28 protein-coding genes are annotated in these 15,627 nt (G+C 60.4%); 27 read left to right on the plus strand and 1 reads right to left on the minus strand.

The annotated features are described in order from the left end of the window. Nucleotides 1-207: 207 nt before the first annotated feature. The 27 genes from rpsJ (at nt 208) to rplQ (ending at nt 14,920) form a co-directional block, all read left to right on the plus strand. Nucleotides 208-516 carry a 30S ribosomal protein S10 gene (gene rpsJ, locus CO676_RS24490; protein ID WP_003507767.1) on the plus strand — a complete coding sequence of 103 codons (309 nt, stop codon included), beginning with the start codon at nt 208-210 and terminating at the stop codon, nt 514-516. A 123-nt stretch (nt 517-639) separates the two neighbouring features. After that, nucleotides 640-1,326 (plus strand): 50S ribosomal protein L3, encoded by a 687-nt coding sequence (rplC, locus tag CO676_RS24495; RefSeq protein WP_041415342.1) that lies wholly within the window; start codon nt 640-642, stop codon nt 1,324-1,326. Between the two features lie 12 nt (nt 1,327-1,338). Beyond that, complete coding sequence (gene rplD / locus CO676_RS24500) at nt 1,339-1,959, plus strand: 50S ribosomal protein L4 (protein ID WP_097522999.1); 621 nt, start codon at nt 1,339-1,341, stop codon at nt 1,957-1,959. Continuing rightward, nucleotides 1,956-2,249, plus strand: coding sequence for a 50S ribosomal protein L23 (locus CO676_RS24505; protein ID WP_012707756.1), 294 nt, complete (start codon nt 1,956-1,958; stop codon nt 2,247-2,249). The genes rplD and CO676_RS24505 overlap by 4 nt, the downstream gene beginning before the upstream one ends. Nucleotides 2,250-2,292: 43 nt before the next feature. Continuing rightward, nucleotides 2,293-3,129 (plus strand): 50S ribosomal protein L2, encoded by an 837-nt coding sequence (rplB, locus tag CO676_RS24510; RefSeq protein WP_097523000.1) that lies wholly within the window; start codon nt 2,293-2,295, stop codon nt 3,127-3,129. Between the two features lie 15 nt (nt 3,130-3,144). Beyond that, entirely contained in the window at nt 3,145-3,423 is a 279-nt protein-coding gene (gene rpsS, locus CO676_RS24515) for a 30S ribosomal protein S19 (RefSeq protein WP_002964358.1), read from the plus strand. Between the two features lie 2 nt (nt 3,424-3,425). Next, entirely contained in the window at nt 3,426-3,815 is a 390-nt protein-coding gene (rplV, locus tag CO676_RS24520) for a 50S ribosomal protein L22 (RefSeq protein WP_012707758.1), read from the plus strand. Further along, nucleotides 3,815-4,528 (plus strand): 30S ribosomal protein S3, encoded by a 714-nt coding sequence (gene rpsC / locus CO676_RS24525; RefSeq protein ID WP_012707759.1) that lies wholly within the window; start codon nt 3,815-3,817, stop codon nt 4,526-4,528. The genes rplV and rpsC overlap by 1 nt, the downstream gene beginning before the upstream one ends. A gap of 38 nt (nt 4,529-4,566) precedes the next feature. Further along, nucleotides 4,567-4,980 carry a 50S ribosomal protein L16 gene (gene rplP / locus CO676_RS24530; RefSeq protein WP_003536531.1) on the plus strand — a complete coding sequence of 138 codons (414 nt, stop codon included), beginning with the start codon at nt 4,567-4,569 and terminating at the stop codon, nt 4,978-4,980. 12 nt (nt 4,981-4,992) lie between these two features. After that, nucleotides 4,993-5,193 carry a 50S ribosomal protein L29 gene (rpmC, locus tag CO676_RS24535; RefSeq protein WP_011975176.1) on the plus strand — a complete coding sequence of 67 codons (201 nt, stop codon included), beginning with the start codon at nt 4,993-4,995 and terminating at the stop codon, nt 5,191-5,193. Between the two features lie 12 nt (nt 5,194-5,205). Next, the gene (rpsQ, locus tag CO676_RS24540) at nt 5,206-5,442 is read left to right on the plus strand and encodes a 30S ribosomal protein S17 (RefSeq protein ID WP_014764104.1); all 237 of its coding nucleotides are present in this window, start codon (nt 5,206-5,208) and stop codon (nt 5,440-5,442) included. Nucleotides 5,443-5,620: 178 nt separating this feature from the next. Then, nucleotides 5,621-5,989 carry a 50S ribosomal protein L14 gene (gene rplN, locus CO676_RS24545; protein ID WP_012707761.1) on the plus strand — a complete coding sequence of 123 codons (369 nt, stop codon included), beginning with the start codon at nt 5,621-5,623 and terminating at the stop codon, nt 5,987-5,989. A 14-nt stretch (nt 5,990-6,003) separates the two neighbouring features. Next, on the plus strand, nt 6,004-6,315 hold the full coding sequence (rplX, locus tag CO676_RS24550) for a 50S ribosomal protein L24 (protein ID WP_012707762.1): 312 nt from the start codon (nt 6,004-6,006) through the stop codon (nt 6,313-6,315). Then, nucleotides 6,308-6,865: a 50S ribosomal protein L5 gene (gene rplE, locus CO676_RS24555; RefSeq protein ID WP_014764105.1), complete on the plus strand. Its 558-nt coding sequence runs from the start codon at nt 6,308-6,310 to the stop codon at nt 6,863-6,865. Before rplX ends, rplE begins: the two co-directional genes overlap by 8 nt. Before the next feature lie 34 nt (nt 6,866-6,899). Then, complete coding sequence (gene rpsN / locus CO676_RS24560; RefSeq protein WP_014764106.1) at nt 6,900-7,205, plus strand: 30S ribosomal protein S14; 306 nt, start codon at nt 6,900-6,902, stop codon at nt 7,203-7,205. Between the two features lie 12 nt (nt 7,206-7,217). After that, on the plus strand, nt 7,218-7,616 hold the full coding sequence (rpsH, locus tag CO676_RS24565) for a 30S ribosomal protein S8 (RefSeq protein WP_014764107.1): 399 nt from the start codon (nt 7,218-7,220) through the stop codon (nt 7,614-7,616). Between the two features lie 40 nt (nt 7,617-7,656). Further along, nucleotides 7,657-8,190, plus strand: coding sequence for a 50S ribosomal protein L6 (gene rplF / locus CO676_RS24570; protein ID WP_014764108.1), 534 nt, complete (start codon nt 7,657-7,659; stop codon nt 8,188-8,190). A gap of 12 nt (nt 8,191-8,202) precedes the next feature. Beyond that, nucleotides 8,203-8,565 (plus strand): 50S ribosomal protein L18, encoded by a 363-nt coding sequence (gene rplR, locus CO676_RS24575; protein WP_014764109.1) that lies wholly within the window; start codon nt 8,203-8,205, stop codon nt 8,563-8,565. Nucleotides 8,566-8,691: 126 nt separating this feature from the next. Beyond that, nucleotides 8,692-9,261, plus strand: a complete 570-nt coding sequence (gene rpsE, locus CO676_RS24580; RefSeq protein WP_014328072.1) for a 30S ribosomal protein S5 — start codon at nt 8,692-8,694, stop codon at nt 9,259-9,261. Nucleotides 9,262-9,273: 12 nt separating this feature from the next. Beyond that, on the plus strand, nt 9,274-9,477 hold the full coding sequence (gene rpmD / locus CO676_RS24585) for a 50S ribosomal protein L30 (RefSeq protein ID WP_003536508.1): 204 nt from the start codon (nt 9,274-9,276) through the stop codon (nt 9,475-9,477). 13 nt (nt 9,478-9,490) lie between these two features. Then, nucleotides 9,491-9,964 carry a 50S ribosomal protein L15 gene (gene rplO, locus CO676_RS24590; protein ID WP_097523001.1) on the plus strand — a complete coding sequence of 158 codons (474 nt, stop codon included), beginning with the start codon at nt 9,491-9,493 and terminating at the stop codon, nt 9,962-9,964. Nucleotides 9,965-10,200: 236 nt separating this feature from the next. Further along, a complete protein-coding gene (gene secY / locus CO676_RS24595) occupies nt 10,201-11,541 on the plus strand; it encodes a preprotein translocase subunit SecY (protein WP_014764112.1) in 1,341 nt (446 codons plus the stop codon). After that, nucleotides 11,538-12,116 (plus strand): adenylate kinase, encoded by a 579-nt coding sequence (locus tag CO676_RS24600; RefSeq protein WP_097523002.1) that lies wholly within the window; start codon nt 11,538-11,540, stop codon nt 12,114-12,116. Before secY ends, CO676_RS24600 begins: the two co-directional genes overlap by 4 nt. A gap of 232 nt (nt 12,117-12,348) precedes the next feature. Then, entirely contained in the window at nt 12,349-12,717 is a 369-nt protein-coding gene (rpsM, locus tag CO676_RS24605) for a 30S ribosomal protein S13 (protein WP_014764114.1), read from the plus strand. A gap of 229 nt (nt 12,718-12,946) precedes the next feature. Next, entirely contained in the window at nt 12,947-13,336 is a 390-nt protein-coding gene (gene rpsK, locus CO676_RS24610; RefSeq protein WP_003536496.1) for a 30S ribosomal protein S11, read from the plus strand. Nucleotides 13,337-13,439: 103 nt separating this feature from the next. Next, the gene (locus CO676_RS24615; RefSeq protein WP_041414305.1) at nt 13,440-14,450 is read left to right on the plus strand and encodes a DNA-directed RNA polymerase subunit alpha; all 1,011 of its coding nucleotides are present in this window, start codon (nt 13,440-13,442) and stop codon (nt 14,448-14,450) included. A 44-nt stretch (nt 14,451-14,494) separates the two neighbouring features. Then, nucleotides 14,495-14,920, plus strand: a complete 426-nt coding sequence (rplQ, locus tag CO676_RS24620) for a 50S ribosomal protein L17 (RefSeq protein ID WP_014764116.1) — start codon at nt 14,495-14,497, stop codon at nt 14,918-14,920. A gap of 42 nt (nt 14,921-14,962) precedes the next feature. Here the strand turns inward: rplQ and msrQ are convergent, their stop codons facing one another. Further along, nucleotides 14,963-15,625: a protein-methionine-sulfoxide reductase heme-binding subunit MsrQ gene (gene msrQ, locus CO676_RS24625; protein WP_014764117.1), complete on the minus strand. Its 663-nt coding sequence runs from the start codon at nt 15,623-15,625 to the stop codon at nt 14,963-14,965. Nucleotides 15,626-15,627 lie beyond the last annotated feature (2 nt).

Consider the following 15,627-nt stretch of genomic DNA (forward strand, 5'->3'; position numbering starts at 1 on the left):
GCTATCCGTGAAGGCGGCCGCACCGTCGGCGCCGGCATCGTCGCCTCCATCGTCGAGTAACAAGAAAACGTCTTGAGCTGTTTCGGCAGGGACATGGTCGCCCATGTCCCTGCGATTTTTGAAAGAAGCGGCTAGGCGAAACGAATACAGAAGTTTGAGTGTGTGCCGTCGAAAGGCACACGGGAAACACGAGCAAGGACAAGTCGAATGAACGGCCAGAATATCCGCATCCGCCTCAAGGCGTTTGATCACCGGATCCTCGATGCCTCCACGCGCGAAATCGTGTCGACGGCCAAGCGCACCGGTGCGAGCGTGCGCGGGCCCGTGCCGCTTCCGACCCGGATTGAAAAGTTCACGGTCAACCGGTCGCCGCACGTCGACAAGAAGAGCCGCGAACAGTTCGAGATGCGCACGCACAAGCGTCTTCTCGATATCGTTGATCCGACCCCGCAGACGGTTGATGCGCTGATGAAGCTCGATCTGGCCGCCGGCGTCGACGTTGAGATCAAGCTCTAAGAATCCCGGCGCAAGCCGAAATAACAAGGAAGGTACGTGGAGTTTCTCCAACGGCTTCCAGGAACAGGAAACCGGAAGGTGCGAATGCACCGGACGGGAACCCTTAACAAGAGGCGTGAACCGATGCGTTCAGGTGTGATTGCACAGAAGGTGGGAATGACCCGCGTCTACAACGACGCCGGTGAGCATATCCCGGTAACAGTTTTGCGGCTGGAGAACTGCCAGGTAGTGGCCCACCGCACGGAAGAAAAGAACGGCTATACCGCAGTTCAGCTGGGTGCTGGCCGTTCCAAAGTGAAGAACACGACGAAGGCACTGCGCGGCCATTTCGCCGCTGCGAGCGTCGAGCCGAAGGCGAAGCTCGTCGAGTTCCGCGTTAGCGCTGACAACCTGATCGACATCGGCGCCGAATTGACGGCCGGCCATTTTGTCGCCGGTCAACTGGTGGACGTCACCGGTACCACCATCGGTAAGGGTTTTGCCGGCGCCATCAAGCGTCATAACTTTGGCGGTCTGCGTGCCACGCACGGTGTATCGGTATCGCACCGTTCGCATGGTTCGACCGGTTCCAACCAGGATCCGGGCCGCGTCTGGAAGGGCAAGCGCATGGCTGGTCACATGGGCCAGACCCGCGTCACCACGCAGAACCTGGAAGTCGTGTCGACCGACGAGGATCGCGGTCTGATCCTGGTCAAGGGCGCTGTTCCTGGCTCCAAAGGAGCATGGATCGTGGTTCGCGACGCAATCAAGTCGGGCACTCCGGAAGGCGCACCGCGCCCGGCCGCCGTGCGCGCCGCAGCATCGAAGTAAGGGAGCCGAATAATGGATCTCACCGTCAAAACCCTCGAGGGCAAGGACGCGGGAAAGGTTTCCCTTTCTGACGCCATTTTCGGCCTCGAACCCCGTGAAGACATCATCGCCCGCGTCATCCGCTGGCAACTCGCCAAGCGCCAGCAGGGCACGCACAAGGCCAAGGGCCGCGCCGAAGTCTCGCGCACCGGCGCCAAGATGTACAAGCAGAAGGGTACGGGCCGCGCCCGCCACCACTCCGCTCGTGCTCCGCAGTTCCGCGGCGGTGGCAAGGCTCATGGCCCGGTCGTCCGCAGCCATGAGCATGACCTGCCTAAGAAGGTCCGCGCGCTCGGCCTGCGCCATGCGCTGTCGGCCAAGCTGAAGGCAGAAGAGATCATCGTCCTCGACGATCTCGTCGCCAACGAGGCAAAGACGAAGGCGCTCGCCGGCGCATTCGCCTCGCTCGGCCTCACCAACGCTCTGATCATCGGCGGCGCCGAGATCGAGAACAACTTCAAGCTCGCAGCCCAGAACATCCCGAATGTGGACGTTCTGCCGGTCCAGGGCATCAACGTTTACGACATTCTGCGCCGTGGCAAGCTCGTGCTTTCCAAGGCTGCCGTGGAAGCTCTGGAGGAGCGGTTCAAATGACGGATCTTCGCCACTACGACGTGATCGTGTCTCCCTCGATCACCGAAAAGTCGACGCTGGTTTCCGAACAGAACCAGGTCGTCTTCAACGTCGCCAAGGGCGCTTCGAAGCCTGAGATCAAGGCTGCAGTCGAAGCTCTGTTCGGCGTCAAGGTCACGGCCGTGAACACGCTCGTCCGCAAGGGTAAGCTGAAGCGCTTCCGCGGTTTTGCCGGAAAGCAGAAGGACGTCAAGAAGGCGATCATCACGCTCGCCGAAGGTCAGTCCATCGACGTTTCGACCGGTCTCTAACGGATAGGCCCATTAGGGTAAAAACCCAAAAGGGAACAAGAAAATGGCATTGAAAAGTTTCAATCCGACGACACCGAGCCAGCGTCAGCTGGTCATCGTCAACCGGGCCGGCCTCTACAAGGGCAAGCCGGTCAAGGCGCTGACCGAGGGCCTGTCCTCCAAGGGCGGCCGCAACAACCTGGGCCGCATCACCGTCCGCTTCCAGGGCGGCGGTCACAAGCGGTCCTACCGTCTGGTCGACTTCAAGCGTCGCAAGTTCGACGTCGAGGGCACGGTCGAGCGTCTGGAATATGACCCGAACCGTACGGCCTTCATCGCGCTGGTCAGCTACGCCGATGGCGAACAGGCCTATATCCTGGCGCCGCAGCGTCTTGCTGCCGGCGACAAGGTCATCGCTTCGGACAAGGCTGTCGACGTGAAGCCCGGCAACACCATGCCTCTGCAGTTCATTCCGGTCGGCTCCATCATCCACAACGTGGAAATGAAGCCGGGCAAGGGCGGCCAGATTGCCCGCTCCGCCGGAACCTACGCGCAGCTCGTCGGCCGCGACCAGGGCATGGCAATCCTTCGCCTGAACTCGGGCGAGCAGCGTCTCGTGCACGGCTCTTGCCTTGCATCGATCGGTGCTGTATCGAACCCCGATCACGGCAATATCAATGACGGTAAGGCTGGCCGTTCGCGTTGGCGCGGCAAGCGTCCGCACGTACGCGGCGTCGTCATGAACCCGGTTGACCATCCGCACGGCGGTGGTGAAGGCCGCACGTCCGGTGGCCGCCACCCGGTAACCCCGTGGGGCAAGCCGACGAAGGGCAAGCGCACGCGCTCCAACAAGTCGACCGACAAGTTCATCATGCGCTCGCGTCATCAGCGCAAGAAGTAAGAGAGGAAGTCTCAAGTGGCTCGTTCAGTTTGGAAAGGTCCGTTTGTTGACGGCTATCTTCTCAAGAAGGCTGAGAAGGTCCGCGAAGGCGGTCGCAACGAAGTGATCAAGATGTGGAGCCGTCGCTCCACGATCCTTCCGCAATTCGTTGGTCTGACCTTTGGCGTCTACAACGGCAACAAGCATGTTCCCGTCTCCGTGTCCGAGGAAATGGTCGGGCACAAGTTCGGTGAATTCGCTCCGACCCGGACCTATTACGGTCATGGCGCGGACAAGAAGGCGAAGAGGAAATAACGATGGGCAAGGCAAAAGCCGAACGCCGGCTGAAGGATAATGAGGCGCAGGCAATTGCGCGCACGATCCGCGTCAGCCCCCAGAAGCTCAACCTCGTTGCTGCGCTGATCCGCGGCAAGAAGGTCGATCGCGCGCTGGCCGAACTCGAGTTCTCCCGCAAGCGCATTGCAGGCACCGTCAAGAAGACGCTTGAATCTGCAATCGCAAATGCCGAGAACAACCACGATCTCGACGTTGATTCGCTCATCGTCGCGGAAGCTTACGTTGGCAAGTCGATCGTGATGAAGCGCTTCCACGCCCGTGGTCGCGGCCGTGCATCGCGCGTCGAAAAGCCGTTCTCGCACTTGACGATCGTTGTTCGTGAAGTGGAAGCCAAAGGGGAGGCCGCATAATGGGCCAGAAGATTAATCCGATCGGTTTCCGTCTCGGCATCAACCGGACCTGGGATAGCCGTTGGTTCGCGGACAACGCCGAATACGGCCAGCTGCTGCACGAAGACCTGAAGATCCGCGCCTACCTGATGGAAGAGCTGAAGGCCGCCGGCATCGCCAAGGTCGTGATCGAGCGTCCGCACAAGAAGTGCCGCGTGACGATCCACTCGGCTCGTCCAGGTCTGATCATCGGCAAGAAGGGCGCCGACATCGAAAAGCTGCGCAAGAAGCTTTCCGAAATGACCAACTCGGAAACGCACCTCAACATCGTTGAAGTGCGCAAGCCCGAAGTCGACGCAACGCTCGTTGCCCAGTCGATCGCCCAGCAGCTCGAGCGCCGCGTGGCTTTCCGCCGTGCGATGAAGCGCGCTGTTCAGTCGGCGATGCGTCTTGGCGCCGAAGGCATCAAGATCACCTGCGCCGGCCGCCTCGGTGGCGCGGAAATCGCCCGTACCGAATGGTATCGCGAAGGCCGCGTTCCGCTGCACACGCTGCGTGCGGACATCGACTACGGCACGGCCGAAGCTGAAACCGCCTTCGGCATCTGCGGCGTCAAGGTCTGGATCTTCAAGGGTGAAATCCTCGAGCACGATCCGATGGCTTCCGAGCGCCGCGCGACCGAGAGTGACAACCAGGGCGGTGGCGGCAGGGACCGTCGTCGTGAGAACGCGTAACATACGCGCGTGGCAGCCAATATCGGAGAAGTAAAAAAATGTTGCAGCCAAAGCGTACGAAGTATCGCAAGCAATTCAAGGGCCGCATCAAGGGCGTAGCCAAGGGCGGTTCTGATCTCGCCTTCGGCGAATTCGGCCTGAAGGCTCAGGAACCGAACCGCGTCAATGCGCGCGAGATCGAAGCGGCCCGCCGCGCGATCACCCGCCACATGAAGCGCGCCGGCCGCGTCTGGATCCGCGTGTTCCCGGACGTCCCGGTTACCGCCAAGCCGACCGAAGTCCGCATGGGTAAGGGTAAGGGTTCGGTGGAATACTGGGCATGCAAGGTCAAGCCCGGCCGTATGATGTTCGAGATCGATGGTGTCAACGAAGAACTCGCCCGTGAGGCACTTCGTCTTGGCGCTGCCAAGCTCTCTGTCAAGACGCGCTTCGTGCAGCGTATCGCAGAGTAAGGAGTGAAGCTCATGAAAGCCGCAGATGTTCGCGCTCTGAGCGCCGATCAACTCAAAGAAGAGCTCGCCAAGCTGAAGAAGGAGCAGTTCAACCTGCGCTTCCAGAAGGCTACCGGCCAGCTCGAGAAGTCTTCGCGTATTGACGAAGTCCGCAAGGACATCGCACGCATCAAAACCATTGCCCGCCAGAAGGCGGCAGAAGCCAAGGCCTAAGGACCACAAAAAATGCCGAAACGCATTCTGCAGGGCACCGTCGTCAGCGACAAGAACGACAAGACCATCGTCGTCAAGGTCGAGCGCCGCTTTGCGCATCCGATCCTCCAGAAGACCGTCCGTCGTTCCAAGAAGTACAAGGCTCACGACGAGAACAACCAGTTCAAGGTCGGTGACGTCGTTTCCATCGAGGAATGCGCGCCGATTTCCAAGGATAAGCGCTGGACGGTCGTCTCCGCCCAGGCTTGATTTCTGCAGGTTTTGTCCGCCGGACCCTTGCGTCTTGGGCAAATATCTGTATGAAGCACGCAATTAAAGCTGGGGAACGCTCGAGTCCGGGCGTTCTTTTGCTTTGAGATGAGCACAATAAGCTGGGCGAGGGGGTTTCGACCCAACCGGCCTGGTAACAACAAGAAGGCGACCTGACATGATTCAGATGCAAACAAACCTCGACGTGGCGGATAATTCCGGCGCACGTCGTGTCATGTGCATCAAGGTGCTGGGCGGCTCCAAGCGCAAGTATGCGTCGATCGGCGACATCATTGTCGTTTCGATCAAGGAAGCCATTCCGCGCGGCCGCGTGAAGAAGGGTGATGTCATGAAGGCCGTTGTCGTTCGCACCGCGAAGGACATCCGCCGTCCGGATGGCAGCGTCATCCGTTTCGACACCAACGCAGCCGTTCTTATCGACAACAAGAAAGAGCCCATCGGCACCCGTATCTTCGGACCGGTTCCGCGCGAACTCCGCGCCAAGAACCACATGAAGATCATCTCGCTGGCTCCGGAAGTACTCTAAGGGGGCGTTGAGAGATGCAGAAGATTCGCAAGGGCGACAAGGTCGTCGTACTCACCGGTAAGGACAAGGGCCGCACCGGCGAAGTCATCCAGGTCATGCCGAAGGAAGACCGGGCTGTGGTGCGTGGCGTCAACGTGGTGAAGCGTCACCAGCGCCAGACCCAGAACCAGGAAGCCGGCATTATCAGCAAGGAAGCCCCGATTCACCTTTCGAACATCGCGATCGCCGATCCGAAGGACGGCAAGCCGACCCGCGTTGGCTTTAAGATCGACGGTGAAAAGAAGGTCCGCGTGGCCAAGCGTTCGGGAGAAGTGATCGATGGCTAAGACCGCTTATGAGCCGCGGCTCAAGAAGGAATATGTAGAGCGCATCCGCAAGGCGATGCAGGAGAAGTTCTCCTACGCCAACGAAATGCAGATCCCGCGTCTCGACAAGATCGTCATCAACATGGGTGTTGGCGAAGCAACGGGCGACTCGAAGAAGCCTTCCGTAGCCGCTGCCGACCTCGCAGCGATTGCCGGCCAGAAGCCGGTGATCACCCGCGCTCGCAACTCTATCGCCGGCTTCAAGCTGCGCGAAGGCATGCCGATTGGTGCCAAGGTTACCCTGCGCGGCGTTCGGATGTATGAGTTCCTGGATCGTCTCGTGAACATCGCTCTTCCGCGGGTCCGCGACTTCCGTGGCCTCAATCCGAAGTCCTTCGATGGTCGTGGCAATTTTGCCATGGGCGTCAAGGAGCACATTGTGTTCCCTGAGATCAACTACGACAAGGTTGATCAGATGTGGGGCATGGACATCATCGTTTGCACGACGGCATCTAACGACGACGAAGCGCGCGCTCTGCTTGCAGAGTTCAACTTCCCGTTCCGTCAGTAATCCGTAACGACAAGCGTAAAGAAGGATAACTGTTATGGCGAAAACGAGCGCAGTTGAAAAGAACAAGCGCCGCCGCAAACTGGTTGCCGGACAAGCCGCTAAGCGTGCGGCCCTCAAGGCAATCATCATGAACCAGTCTCTGGCGATCGAAGAGCGGTTCAAGGCCACTCTCAAGCTGGCAGAACTGCCGCGGGATGGGTCCAAGACTCGTATCCGCAACCGTTGCGAAGTCACCGGCCGTCCGCGCGCCTACTATCGCAAGCTTCGCATGTCGCGTATCGCGCTTCGCGAACTGGGCAATCTCGGCAAGGTGCCGGGCATCGTCAAGTCGAGCTGGTAAGGAGACGGGTACATGGCAATGACTGATCCTTTGGGCGATATGCTCACCCGTATCCGCAACGGTGCTGCTCGCCGCAAGTCTAGCGTTTCGACGCCGGCTTCCAAGCTGCGCGCACGCGTTCTGGATGTCCTTCAGGCCGAAGGCTATATCCGCGGATATTCTGAAGTCGAATTCGGCAACGGCAAGGCCGAGTTGAACATCGAACTGAAATACTACGAAGGCGCTTCCGTGATCCGTGAGATCTCGCGCGTCTCCAAGCCGGGCCGCCGGGTCTATGTCTCGGTCAAGTCCATTCCGCAGGTCGCGAACGGCCTCGGCATCACCATCCTTTCGACCCCGAAGGGCGTGATGGCCGATCACCAGGCACGCGAACAGAATGTTGGTGGCGAGCTTCTTTGCTCGGTCTTCTAAGACCGGGCAGGATCTCCATGGCGAACAGACAGGTATAAAAATGTCTCGTATCGGTAAGAAACCCGTTCAGGTTCCGGCAGGCGTCACGGCAAGCGTTGATGGCCAGAAGGTAACGGCGAAGGGTCCGAAGGGCGAACTGTTCTTCGTCGCAAATGACGAAGTTTCGGTGAAGCTCGAAAACAATGCGGTTGTCGTTCAGCCGCTCAATGAAACCAAGGATGCTCGCGCCAAGTGGGGCATGTCCCGCACCATGGTCGAGAACATCTTCAAGGGCGTCAAGGACGGCTACGAGCGCAAGCTCGAGATCAACGGCGTCGGCTACCGCGCTTCCATGCAGGGCAAGAACCTGCAGCTGGCGCTCGGTTTCAGCCATGACGTCGTCTACCAGACGCCAGAAGGCATCACGATCGCTGTGCCGAAGCCGACGGAAATCGTCGTTTCGGGCATCAACAAACAGCAGGTCGGCCAGGTTGCCGCGGAAATCCGCGAATACCGCGGCCCCGAGCCCTACAAGGGCAAGGGCGTCAAGTATGCCGGAGAGCGGATTGTCCGCAAAGAAGGCAAGAAGAAGTAAGGATCACGCGAAATGGCTAGCAGGAAAGATACTCTTGTGCGTCGCGCCAGCCGCGTGCGCCGTCAAATCAAGGCGGTCGCCAATGGCCGCCCGCGCCTGTCGGTTCATCGCTCGTCGAAGAACATCTATGCGCAGATCATCGATGACGTTGCCGGCAAGACGATCGCCGCTGCCTCGACCCTCGAGGCGGATCTCAAGACTGCGCTGAAGACCGGCGCCGACACGGCAGCAGCCGCTGCCGTCGGCAAGCTCCTCGCCGAGCGCGCTTCCAAGGCAGGCGTCAAGGACGTCGTCTTCGATCGCGGCGCCTTCATCTACCACGGCCGCGTCAAGGCGCTGGCCGAGGCGGCCCGCGAAGGCGGCCTGAACTTCTAAGGTTCACCGCCCGGGCAGAGATGTCCGGGCGAATACCGCCTCGCATTCCCCCGGTCGCTTCGGCTTGCACGAGGCGACTTTCGTCAATCTGCCGATTGCACCCGGAAAAGAAAAAGGAAGAGGACAATGGCACAAGAAAGAAGAGGTTCTCGCGAAGATCGCCAGAACCGCGAAGAGCGCGACAGCGAATTTGTCGATAAGCTCGTCGCAATCAACCGCGTCGCCAAGGTGGTGAAGGGCGGTCGTCGTTTCGGTTTCGCCGCTCTCGTCGTCGTCGGCGACCAGAAGGGCCGCGTTGGCTTCGGCCATGGCAAGGCTCGCGAAGTGCCTGAAGCCATCCGAAAGGCAACGGAAGCCGCCAAGCGCGACCTGATCTTCGTGCCGCTGCGCGGCGGTCGCACGCTGCATCACGACGTCAATGGCCGTCACGGCGCCGGCAAGGTGCTGCTGCGCTCGGCCAAGGCCGGTACCGGTATCATCGCCGGCGGTCCGATGCGCGCCGTCTTTGAAACGCTCGGTGTGCACGACGTCGTCGCCAAGTCGACCGGTTCGTCGAACCCCTACAACATGGTTCGCGCAACCTTCGACGCGCTCAAGAACCAGATGCACCCGAAGGACATCGCGGCACAGCGCGGCATGAAGTACGCCACGCTCCAGTCCCGTCGCGTTGCCGCCGGCGCTGCTTCCGAAGAATAAGGGAGCTGACAGATGGCTAAGAAAGAAGTTGCCAAGAAGACGGTTACCGTCGAGCAGATTGGTAGCCCCATCCGCCGTCCGGCCGTGCAGCGTCAGACGCTTGTCGGTCTGGGCCTTAACAAGATGCACCGGGTTCGCACGCTGGAAGACACTCCGGCCGTCCGCGGCATGATCCGGGCCGTCCAGCACCTCGTTCGCGTCGTCGACGAGAAGTGAGGGGGATCGAGATATGAAACTGAATGAAATCAAGGACAACGACGGCGCGACGAAGAACCGCAAGCGTCTCGGCCGTGGTATCGGCTCCGGCTCCGGCAAGACCGGCGGTCGCGGCGTGAAGGGCCAGAAGGCTCGTTCGGGCGTCGCGATCAACGGCTTCGAAGGCGGCCAGATGCCCATCTACCGCCGTCTGCCGAAGCGTGGCTTCAACAACATCTTCGCTTCGGAGTTCGTTGTCGTCTCCCTCGGCCGCATCCAGACTGCCGTCGACGCCAAGAAGCTCGATGCTTCGAAGACCATTGATGCGGCCGCCCTCAAGGCTGCCGGCGTCATCCGTCGCGAGAAGGACGGCGTCCGCATCCTCGCCGACGGCGAGCTGAAGGCGAAGGTTTCGCTCGAAGTGGCGGGTGCTTCCAAGCCGGCCGTCGAGAAGATCGAAAAGGCCGGCGGCTCGATAAAGCTGCTCGCAGCCGCCGCTGCCGAATAATATGACTGATGAACCGCCCGGGGTGCTTCACGCCGGGCGGTTTTGCTCCCATATGTGAGCCTCACGTCCGAGGGCGGCGAATCACTTGCCGCGACGGGACACAACGGAAACCACGGTGAGGCATCCGATTGCAGCGACAATCGCCTCGCGCCCGGTTTTCAACGATGAAGACTTTCTCATTCCGGAACTGACCGGGTTTTCCCGCTGATTCCGAGACTTGGTACGCGGAGAATTGCATGGCTTCTGCAGCGGAACAGCTCGCCTCGAACCTGAATTTCTCGACTTTCGCCAAAGCGGAAGATCTGAAGAAAAGGCTCTGGTTCACCCTCGGTGCGCTTCTGGTTTACCGTCTTGGCACATATATCCCGCTGCCCGGCCTCAATCCGGAAGCGTTTGCGCAAGCCTTCCAGGGGCAGAGCGGCGGCATTCTCGGCCTCTTCAACATGTTTTCGGGCGGTGCGGTTGAGCGCATGGCGATCTTCGCGCTCGGCATCATGCCCTATATCTCTGCCTCTATCATCGTGCAGCTGATGACCTCGGTCGTCCCGGCGCTCGAGCAGCTGAAGAAGGAAGGCGAGCAGGGCCGCAAGGTGATCAACCAGTATACCCGCTACGGCACGGTTCTTCTGGGGGCACTGCAGGCCTACGGCATCGCGGTCGGCCTTGAAAGCGGCAGCGGTCTCGTCAACGATCCGGGTTGGTTCTTCCGTATTTCCACCGTCATTTCGCTGCTCGGCGGTACGATGTTCCTGATGTGGCTTGGCGAGCAGATCACCTCGCGCGGCATCGGCAACGGTATCTCGCTGATCATTTTCGCCGGCATCGTCGCGGCTCTGCCGGGTGCGCTGGCAGGTACGTTGGAACTCGGCCGCACCGGCGCTCTGTCGACGCCGCTCATCCTTGCCATCATCGTGATGGTGGTTGCGGTCATCGCCCTGATCGTCTTCGTCGAGCGCGCCCAGCGCCGCCTGCTGATCCAGTATCCGAAGCGCCAGGTCGGCAACCGCATGTTCCAGGGCGATACGTCGCACCTGCCGCTGAAGCTCAACACGTCCGGTGTGATCCCGGCGATCTTCGCTTCGTCGCTGCTCTTGCTGCCCGCGACGCTTGCCGGTTTCGCCAATGCTGCAACGCTGCCGGGCTGGGCGACCACCATCGTCGGGGCTCTCGCCCATGGCCAGCCGCTGTATATGCTGTTTTATGGCGGGATGATCGCCTTCTTCGCCTTCTTCTACACGGCGATTGTCTTCAATCCGAAGGATACGGCCGACAATCTGAAGAAGCATGGCGGCTTCATTCCGGGGATTCGCCCGGGCGAGCGCACGGCCGAGTATATCGACTACGTGCTGACACGCATCACTGTTATCGGTGCGATTTACCTAATCTTCGTCTGCATCTTGCCTGAAATCCTCATTTCGCAGACCGGCGTGCCGTTCTACCTTGGTGGTACGTCGCTTTTGATTGTTGTCAGCGTCACCCTTGATACGGTAGCACAGATCCAGGGTCACCTCATTGCCCAGCAGTATGAGGGGCTGATCAAGAAGTCGAAGCTGCGCGGAGGAAAGAGGGGACGATGAGACTTATTTTTTTGGGGCCGCCGGGCGCTGGCAAGGGTACGCAGGCCAAGCTTCTGACGGAGAAATACGGCATCCCGCAGCTTTCCACAGGGGACATGCTCCGGGCCGCCGTTGCCCAGGCGACCGAGGTCGGCAAGCGCGCCAAAGCGGTGATGGATGCCGGCCAGCTGGTTTCCGATGAGATCGTCAATGAAATCGTCTCCGACCGCATCGACGCGCCGGATTGCGCGAAAGGCTTCATTCTCGACGGCTATCCGCGCACGGTGCCGCAGGCGATCGCGCTCGATCGCATGCTCCAGGCCAAGGGTTTGAAGCTGGATGCGGTCATCGAGTTGAAGGTCGACGAGGTGGCCCTTGTCCGGCGCATGGAGAATCGCGTAGCGGAGACCGTCGCCTCCGGCGGCACGGTTCGCTCCGACGACAATCCCGAGGCCTTCAAGCGACGCTTGACGGAGTACAGGGAAAAGACTGCGCCGCTTTCGGAGCACTATGCCCGCACCGGTCAGTTGAAGACCGTCGACGGGATGGCGGATGTGGAAGCGGTCACCGCCGAGATCGACAAGATTCTGGCATAGGCTTTCGTCTTTGCCAAAATGGAAGCGCCGGGGAGTTGACTTTTCCGGGTGATTCCTCCAAAGACAGCGTCAACTCGCGACATGAGAAGCGATCGGCGCGGTCTTCAAAAGAAAGAAGTCCGGGTGCGGTCGTTTTTGACATGTCTCGAACCTCAATCAACGTGCGGCTCTTCAAAGTCGCGTAACGAAGCACCTATTGCCGGATGGCAACTGGAACGCAAGGAGAATAGACGTGGCACGTATCGCTGGCGTCAACATCCCGACGGCAAAGCGCGTCGTCATCGCGCTGACCTACATTCACGGGATCGGCACGAAATTTGCTCAGGAAATCGTCGCGAAGGTCGGTATTCCGACTGACCGTCGCGTGCACCAGCTGACGGACGCCGAAGTCCTTCAGATCCGTGAGACGATCGACCGCGACTATCAGGTCGAGGGTGACCTGCGTCGCGAAACGTCGATGAACATCAAGCGCCTGATGGACCTCGGTTGCTACCGTGGTCTGCGTCATCGTCGCGGTCTGCCGGTGCGCGGCCAGCGTACGCACACCAATGCCCGCACCCGCAAGGGTCCGGCAAAGGCGATTGCCGGCAAGAAGAAGTAATTTCCCGAATAGGGAAAGCGGGAGGCTGGCGTCCGCGCCGGCCTCCTTTTTGCAGTTCGGGAAGGGCGAGTGCCCGACCTGTGCAGGACCGCTCGCGGTTCAGCAAATAATAGCGGGGCCGGCGTAACGGCTTCGTGAAAATCTAAGATGCAGGGCAGGGGACGACCAATCCTTTTCCCGGTGGAGCCGCTGGAATTACGGCGGTGCAGAGATCTAAGAAAGGGATCCTATGGCCAAGGAAGCCACCCGCGTTCGCCGTCGCGAGCGCAAGAACATCACGTCTGGCGTCGCGCACGTCAATTCGTCGTTCAACAACACGATGATCACCATCACCGACGCGCAGGGCAATGCAATTGCCTGGTCGTCCGCCGGTGCGAAGGGCTTCAAGGGTTCGCGCAAGTCGACCCCGTTCGCCGCTCAGATCGCCGCCGAAGACTGCGCCAAGAAGGCTCAGGAACACGGCATGAAGTCGCTGGAAGTGGAAGTTTGCGGACCGGGCTCCGGCCGCGAATCTGCCCTTCGCGCGCTGCAGGCCGCGGGCTTCATGATCACGTCGATCCGCGACGTGACGCCGATCCCGCACAACGGCTGCCGCCCGCGCAAGAAGCGCCGCGTCTGATCATTGGTATTCAAGATTCCGGTGAGGGCGCGGGCGCGTTCTCCCGGACTTCGGGGCTCGGTTGCCACGATTGGATGGTGGCAACGAACGGAAGGCAGAAAACATGATCCAGAAAAATTGGCAGGAATTGATCAAGCCGAACAAGGTGGATTTCACCTCCTCCGGCCGCACCAGGGCAACGCTGGTGGCGGAACCGCTTGAGCGCGGCTTCGGTCTGACCCTCGGCAACGCGCTTCGTCGCGTGCTTCTGTCGTCGCTGCGCGGTGCTGCCGTCACCGCAGTGCAGATCGACGGCGTGCTGCACGAGTTCTCCTCGATCCCGGGCGTCCGGGAAGACGTGACGGACATCGTGCTCAACATCAAGGAAATCGCCATCAAGATGGATGGCGACGATTCCAAGCGCATGGTCGTGCGCAAGCAGGGTCCGGGCGTCGTTACGGCCGGCGATATCCAGACGGTTGGCGATATCGAGATCCTCAACCCGAACCATGTGATCTGCACCCTCGACGAGGGCGCGGAAATTCGCATGGAGTTCACCGTCAACAACGGCAAGGGCTACGTGCCGGCCGAGCGTAACCGCTCGGAAGATGCGCCGATCGGTCTCATTCCGGTCGATAGCCTTTATTCGCCGGTCAAGAAGGTGTCCTACAAGGTTGAGAACACGCGCGAAGGCCAGGTTCTCGACTATGACAAGCTGACGATGTCCATCGAGACCGATGGCTCCGTCACCGGCGAAGACGCGATCGCGTTTGCCGCCCGCATTCTTCAGGACCAGCTGTCGGTCTTCGTCAATTTCGACGAGCCGCAGAAGGAAACAGAGGAAGAGGCAGTCACCGAGCTCGCCTTCAACCCGGCGCTTCTCAAGAAGGTCGACGAACTGGAACTCTCGGTCCGTTCGGCCAACTGCCTGAAGAACGACAACATCGTCTATATCGGCGACCTTATTCAGAAGACCGAAGCGGAAATGCTCCGGACGCCGAACTTTGGTCGCAAGTCGCTCAACGAGATCAAGGAAGTTCTCGCTTCCATGGGCCTGCACCTCGGCATGGAAGTGCCGTCCTGGCCGCCGGAGAACATCGAAGATCTCGCCAAGCGATACGAAGACCAATACTAACCATTAGACTGCGGGCGGATGCCTGCAAGTAAAGGAGAATAGCCATGCGCCACGGTAAAGCCGGCCGCAAGCTGAATAGAACCGCAAGCCATCGCAAGGCGATGTTTGCCAACATGGCAGCTTCGCTGATCGAACACGAGCAGATCGTCACGACCCTGCCGAAGGCCAAGGAAATCCGTCCGATCGTCGAGAAGCTCGTCACGCTCGGCAAGCGCGGCGACCTGCACGCTCGCCGCCAGGCGATTTCGCAGATCCGCGACGTTGCTGTCGTCTCGAAGCTGTTCGACGCAATCGCATCGCGCTACGCCACCCGCAACGGCGGCTACCTGCGCATCATGAAGGCGGGCTTCCGCCAGGGCGACAATGCGCCGCTCGCCGTCATCGAATTCGTTGATCGCGATGTCGATGCCAAGGGCGCGAAGGATCGCGCTCGCGCCGCTGCGGAAGCGGAAGCCGTCGAAGCAGCCTGATCAGAGGCAGCTTCCAATCGATTTGAAGCGGTCGGGTGAGTTTCACCCGGCCGCTTTTTGCGTTGCGGGACGGGATCGCACCACGGCGGTCCGCTGCCGCTTCCAGCGCAGGAAGGGCGTCCGGACTGCGCGCCAGGCAAGCAGCAGCGCGACAAGGACGATGTAGAGCATCTGCTCCGGTCCGACGACCTTGACGGCCATGGTGAAATGCAACGCACCGGCTGCCGCGATCACATAGGCGAGCCGGTGCAGCTTATTCCACCGCTGACCAAGCTTGCGGATCGACCAATTGTTCGAGGTAAGCGCCAACGGGATCAACATGACGAGTGCCGCCATGCCGATGGTTATGAAGGGCCGGCGGGCTATGTCGGCGAGGATCGCCGGGACGCGCAGCATCTGGTCCAAGAGCATGTAAGAAAGGAAGTGCATCAGCACATAATAGAAGGCGAGCAGGCCCAGGGCGCGACGGTACCTCAGCCAATTCAGGCCGAAGAGGTCGCGAAGCGGCGTTATCGTCAGCGTCGCCACAAGAAAGCGCAACGCCCATAGGCCTAGCAGATGTTCGAATTCCTTGACTGCATTGCCCGGCAATTGGCCGGTTGCGCCGAGATAGAACGCCCACACTGCGGGTATGAAGCCGAGCGCGTAGAGCGCCCAGACCGAGGCACCGTGAAAACGTTTCGGTAAGGCGGGAACGAGGGCCATGA

It is taken from the genome of Sinorhizobium sp. BJ1 (genome assembly GCF_002531555.1).
GTDB lineage: Bacteria > Pseudomonadota > Alphaproteobacteria > Rhizobiales > Rhizobiaceae > Sinorhizobium > Sinorhizobium fredii_B.

What these genes read in the sequence shown, in the direction of transcription:
- rplQ (WP_014764116.1), top strand. Translation starts at nt 14,495, where the DNA reads ATGCGCCACGGTAAAGCCGGCCGCAAGCTGAATAGAACCGCAAGCCAT.
- CO676_RS24600 (WP_097523002.1), top strand. Translation starts at nt 11,538, where the DNA reads ATGAGACTTATTTTTTTGGGGCCGCCGGGCGCTGGCAAGGGTACGCAG.
- rpsH (WP_014764107.1), top strand. Translation starts at nt 7,218, where the DNA reads ATGGCAATGACTGATCCTTTGGGCGATATGCTCACCCGTATCCGCAAC.
- rplN (WP_012707761.1), top strand. Translation starts at nt 5,621, where the DNA reads ATGATTCAGATGCAAACAAACCTCGACGTGGCGGATAATTCCGGCGCA.
- rplC (WP_041415342.1), top strand. Translation starts at nt 640, where the DNA reads ATGCGTTCAGGTGTGATTGCACAGAAGGTGGGAATGACCCGCGTCTAC.
- rpmC (WP_011975176.1), top strand. Translation starts at nt 4,993, where the DNA reads ATGAAAGCCGCAGATGTTCGCGCTCTGAGCGCCGATCAACTCAAAGAA.
- rpsJ (WP_003507767.1), top strand. Translation starts at nt 208, where the DNA reads ATGAACGGCCAGAATATCCGCATCCGCCTCAAGGCGTTTGATCACCGG.
- CO676_RS24615 (WP_041414305.1), top strand. Translation starts at nt 13,440, where the DNA reads ATGATCCAGAAAAATTGGCAGGAATTGATCAAGCCGAACAAGGTGGAT.
- rplP (WP_003536531.1), top strand. Translation starts at nt 4,567, where the DNA reads ATGTTGCAGCCAAAGCGTACGAAGTATCGCAAGCAATTCAAGGGCCGC.
- rpsN (WP_014764106.1), top strand. Translation starts at nt 6,900, where the DNA reads ATGGCGAAAACGAGCGCAGTTGAAAAGAACAAGCGCCGCCGCAAACTG.
- rpmD (WP_003536508.1), top strand. Translation starts at nt 9,274, where the DNA reads ATGGCTAAGAAAGAAGTTGCCAAGAAGACGGTTACCGTCGAGCAGATT.
- rpsC (WP_012707759.1), top strand. Translation starts at nt 3,815, where the DNA reads ATGGGCCAGAAGATTAATCCGATCGGTTTCCGTCTCGGCATCAACCGG.
- rplX (WP_012707762.1), top strand. Translation starts at nt 6,004, where the DNA reads ATGCAGAAGATTCGCAAGGGCGACAAGGTCGTCGTACTCACCGGTAAG.
- rplB (WP_097523000.1), top strand. Translation starts at nt 2,293, where the DNA reads ATGGCATTGAAAAGTTTCAATCCGACGACACCGAGCCAGCGTCAGCTG.
- rplV (WP_012707758.1), top strand. Translation starts at nt 3,426, where the DNA reads ATGGGCAAGGCAAAAGCCGAACGCCGGCTGAAGGATAATGAGGCGCAG.
- secY (WP_014764112.1), top strand. Translation starts at nt 10,201, where the DNA reads ATGGCTTCTGCAGCGGAACAGCTCGCCTCGAACCTGAATTTCTCGACT.
- rplE (WP_014764105.1), top strand. Translation starts at nt 6,308, where the DNA reads ATGGCTAAGACCGCTTATGAGCCGCGGCTCAAGAAGGAATATGTAGAG.
- rpsK (WP_003536496.1), top strand. Translation starts at nt 12,947, where the DNA reads ATGGCCAAGGAAGCCACCCGCGTTCGCCGTCGCGAGCGCAAGAACATC.
- rplO (WP_097523001.1), top strand. Translation starts at nt 9,491, where the DNA reads ATGAAACTGAATGAAATCAAGGACAACGACGGCGCGACGAAGAACCGC.
- rplF (WP_014764108.1), top strand. Translation starts at nt 7,657, where the DNA reads ATGTCTCGTATCGGTAAGAAACCCGTTCAGGTTCCGGCAGGCGTCACG.
- rplR (WP_014764109.1), top strand. Translation starts at nt 8,203, where the DNA reads ATGGCTAGCAGGAAAGATACTCTTGTGCGTCGCGCCAGCCGCGTGCGC.
- msrQ (WP_014764117.1), bottom strand. Translation starts at nt 15,625, where the DNA reads ATGGCCCTCGTTCCCGCCTTACCGAAACGTTTTCACGGTGCCTCGGTC.
- rpsQ (WP_014764104.1), top strand. Translation starts at nt 5,206, where the DNA reads ATGCCGAAACGCATTCTGCAGGGCACCGTCGTCAGCGACAAGAACGAC.
- rpsE (WP_014328072.1), top strand. Translation starts at nt 8,692, where the DNA reads ATGGCACAAGAAAGAAGAGGTTCTCGCGAAGATCGCCAGAACCGCGAA.
- CO676_RS24505 (WP_012707756.1), top strand. Translation starts at nt 1,956, where the DNA reads ATGACGGATCTTCGCCACTACGACGTGATCGTGTCTCCCTCGATCACC.
- rplD (WP_097522999.1), top strand. Translation starts at nt 1,339, where the DNA reads ATGGATCTCACCGTCAAAACCCTCGAGGGCAAGGACGCGGGAAAGGTT.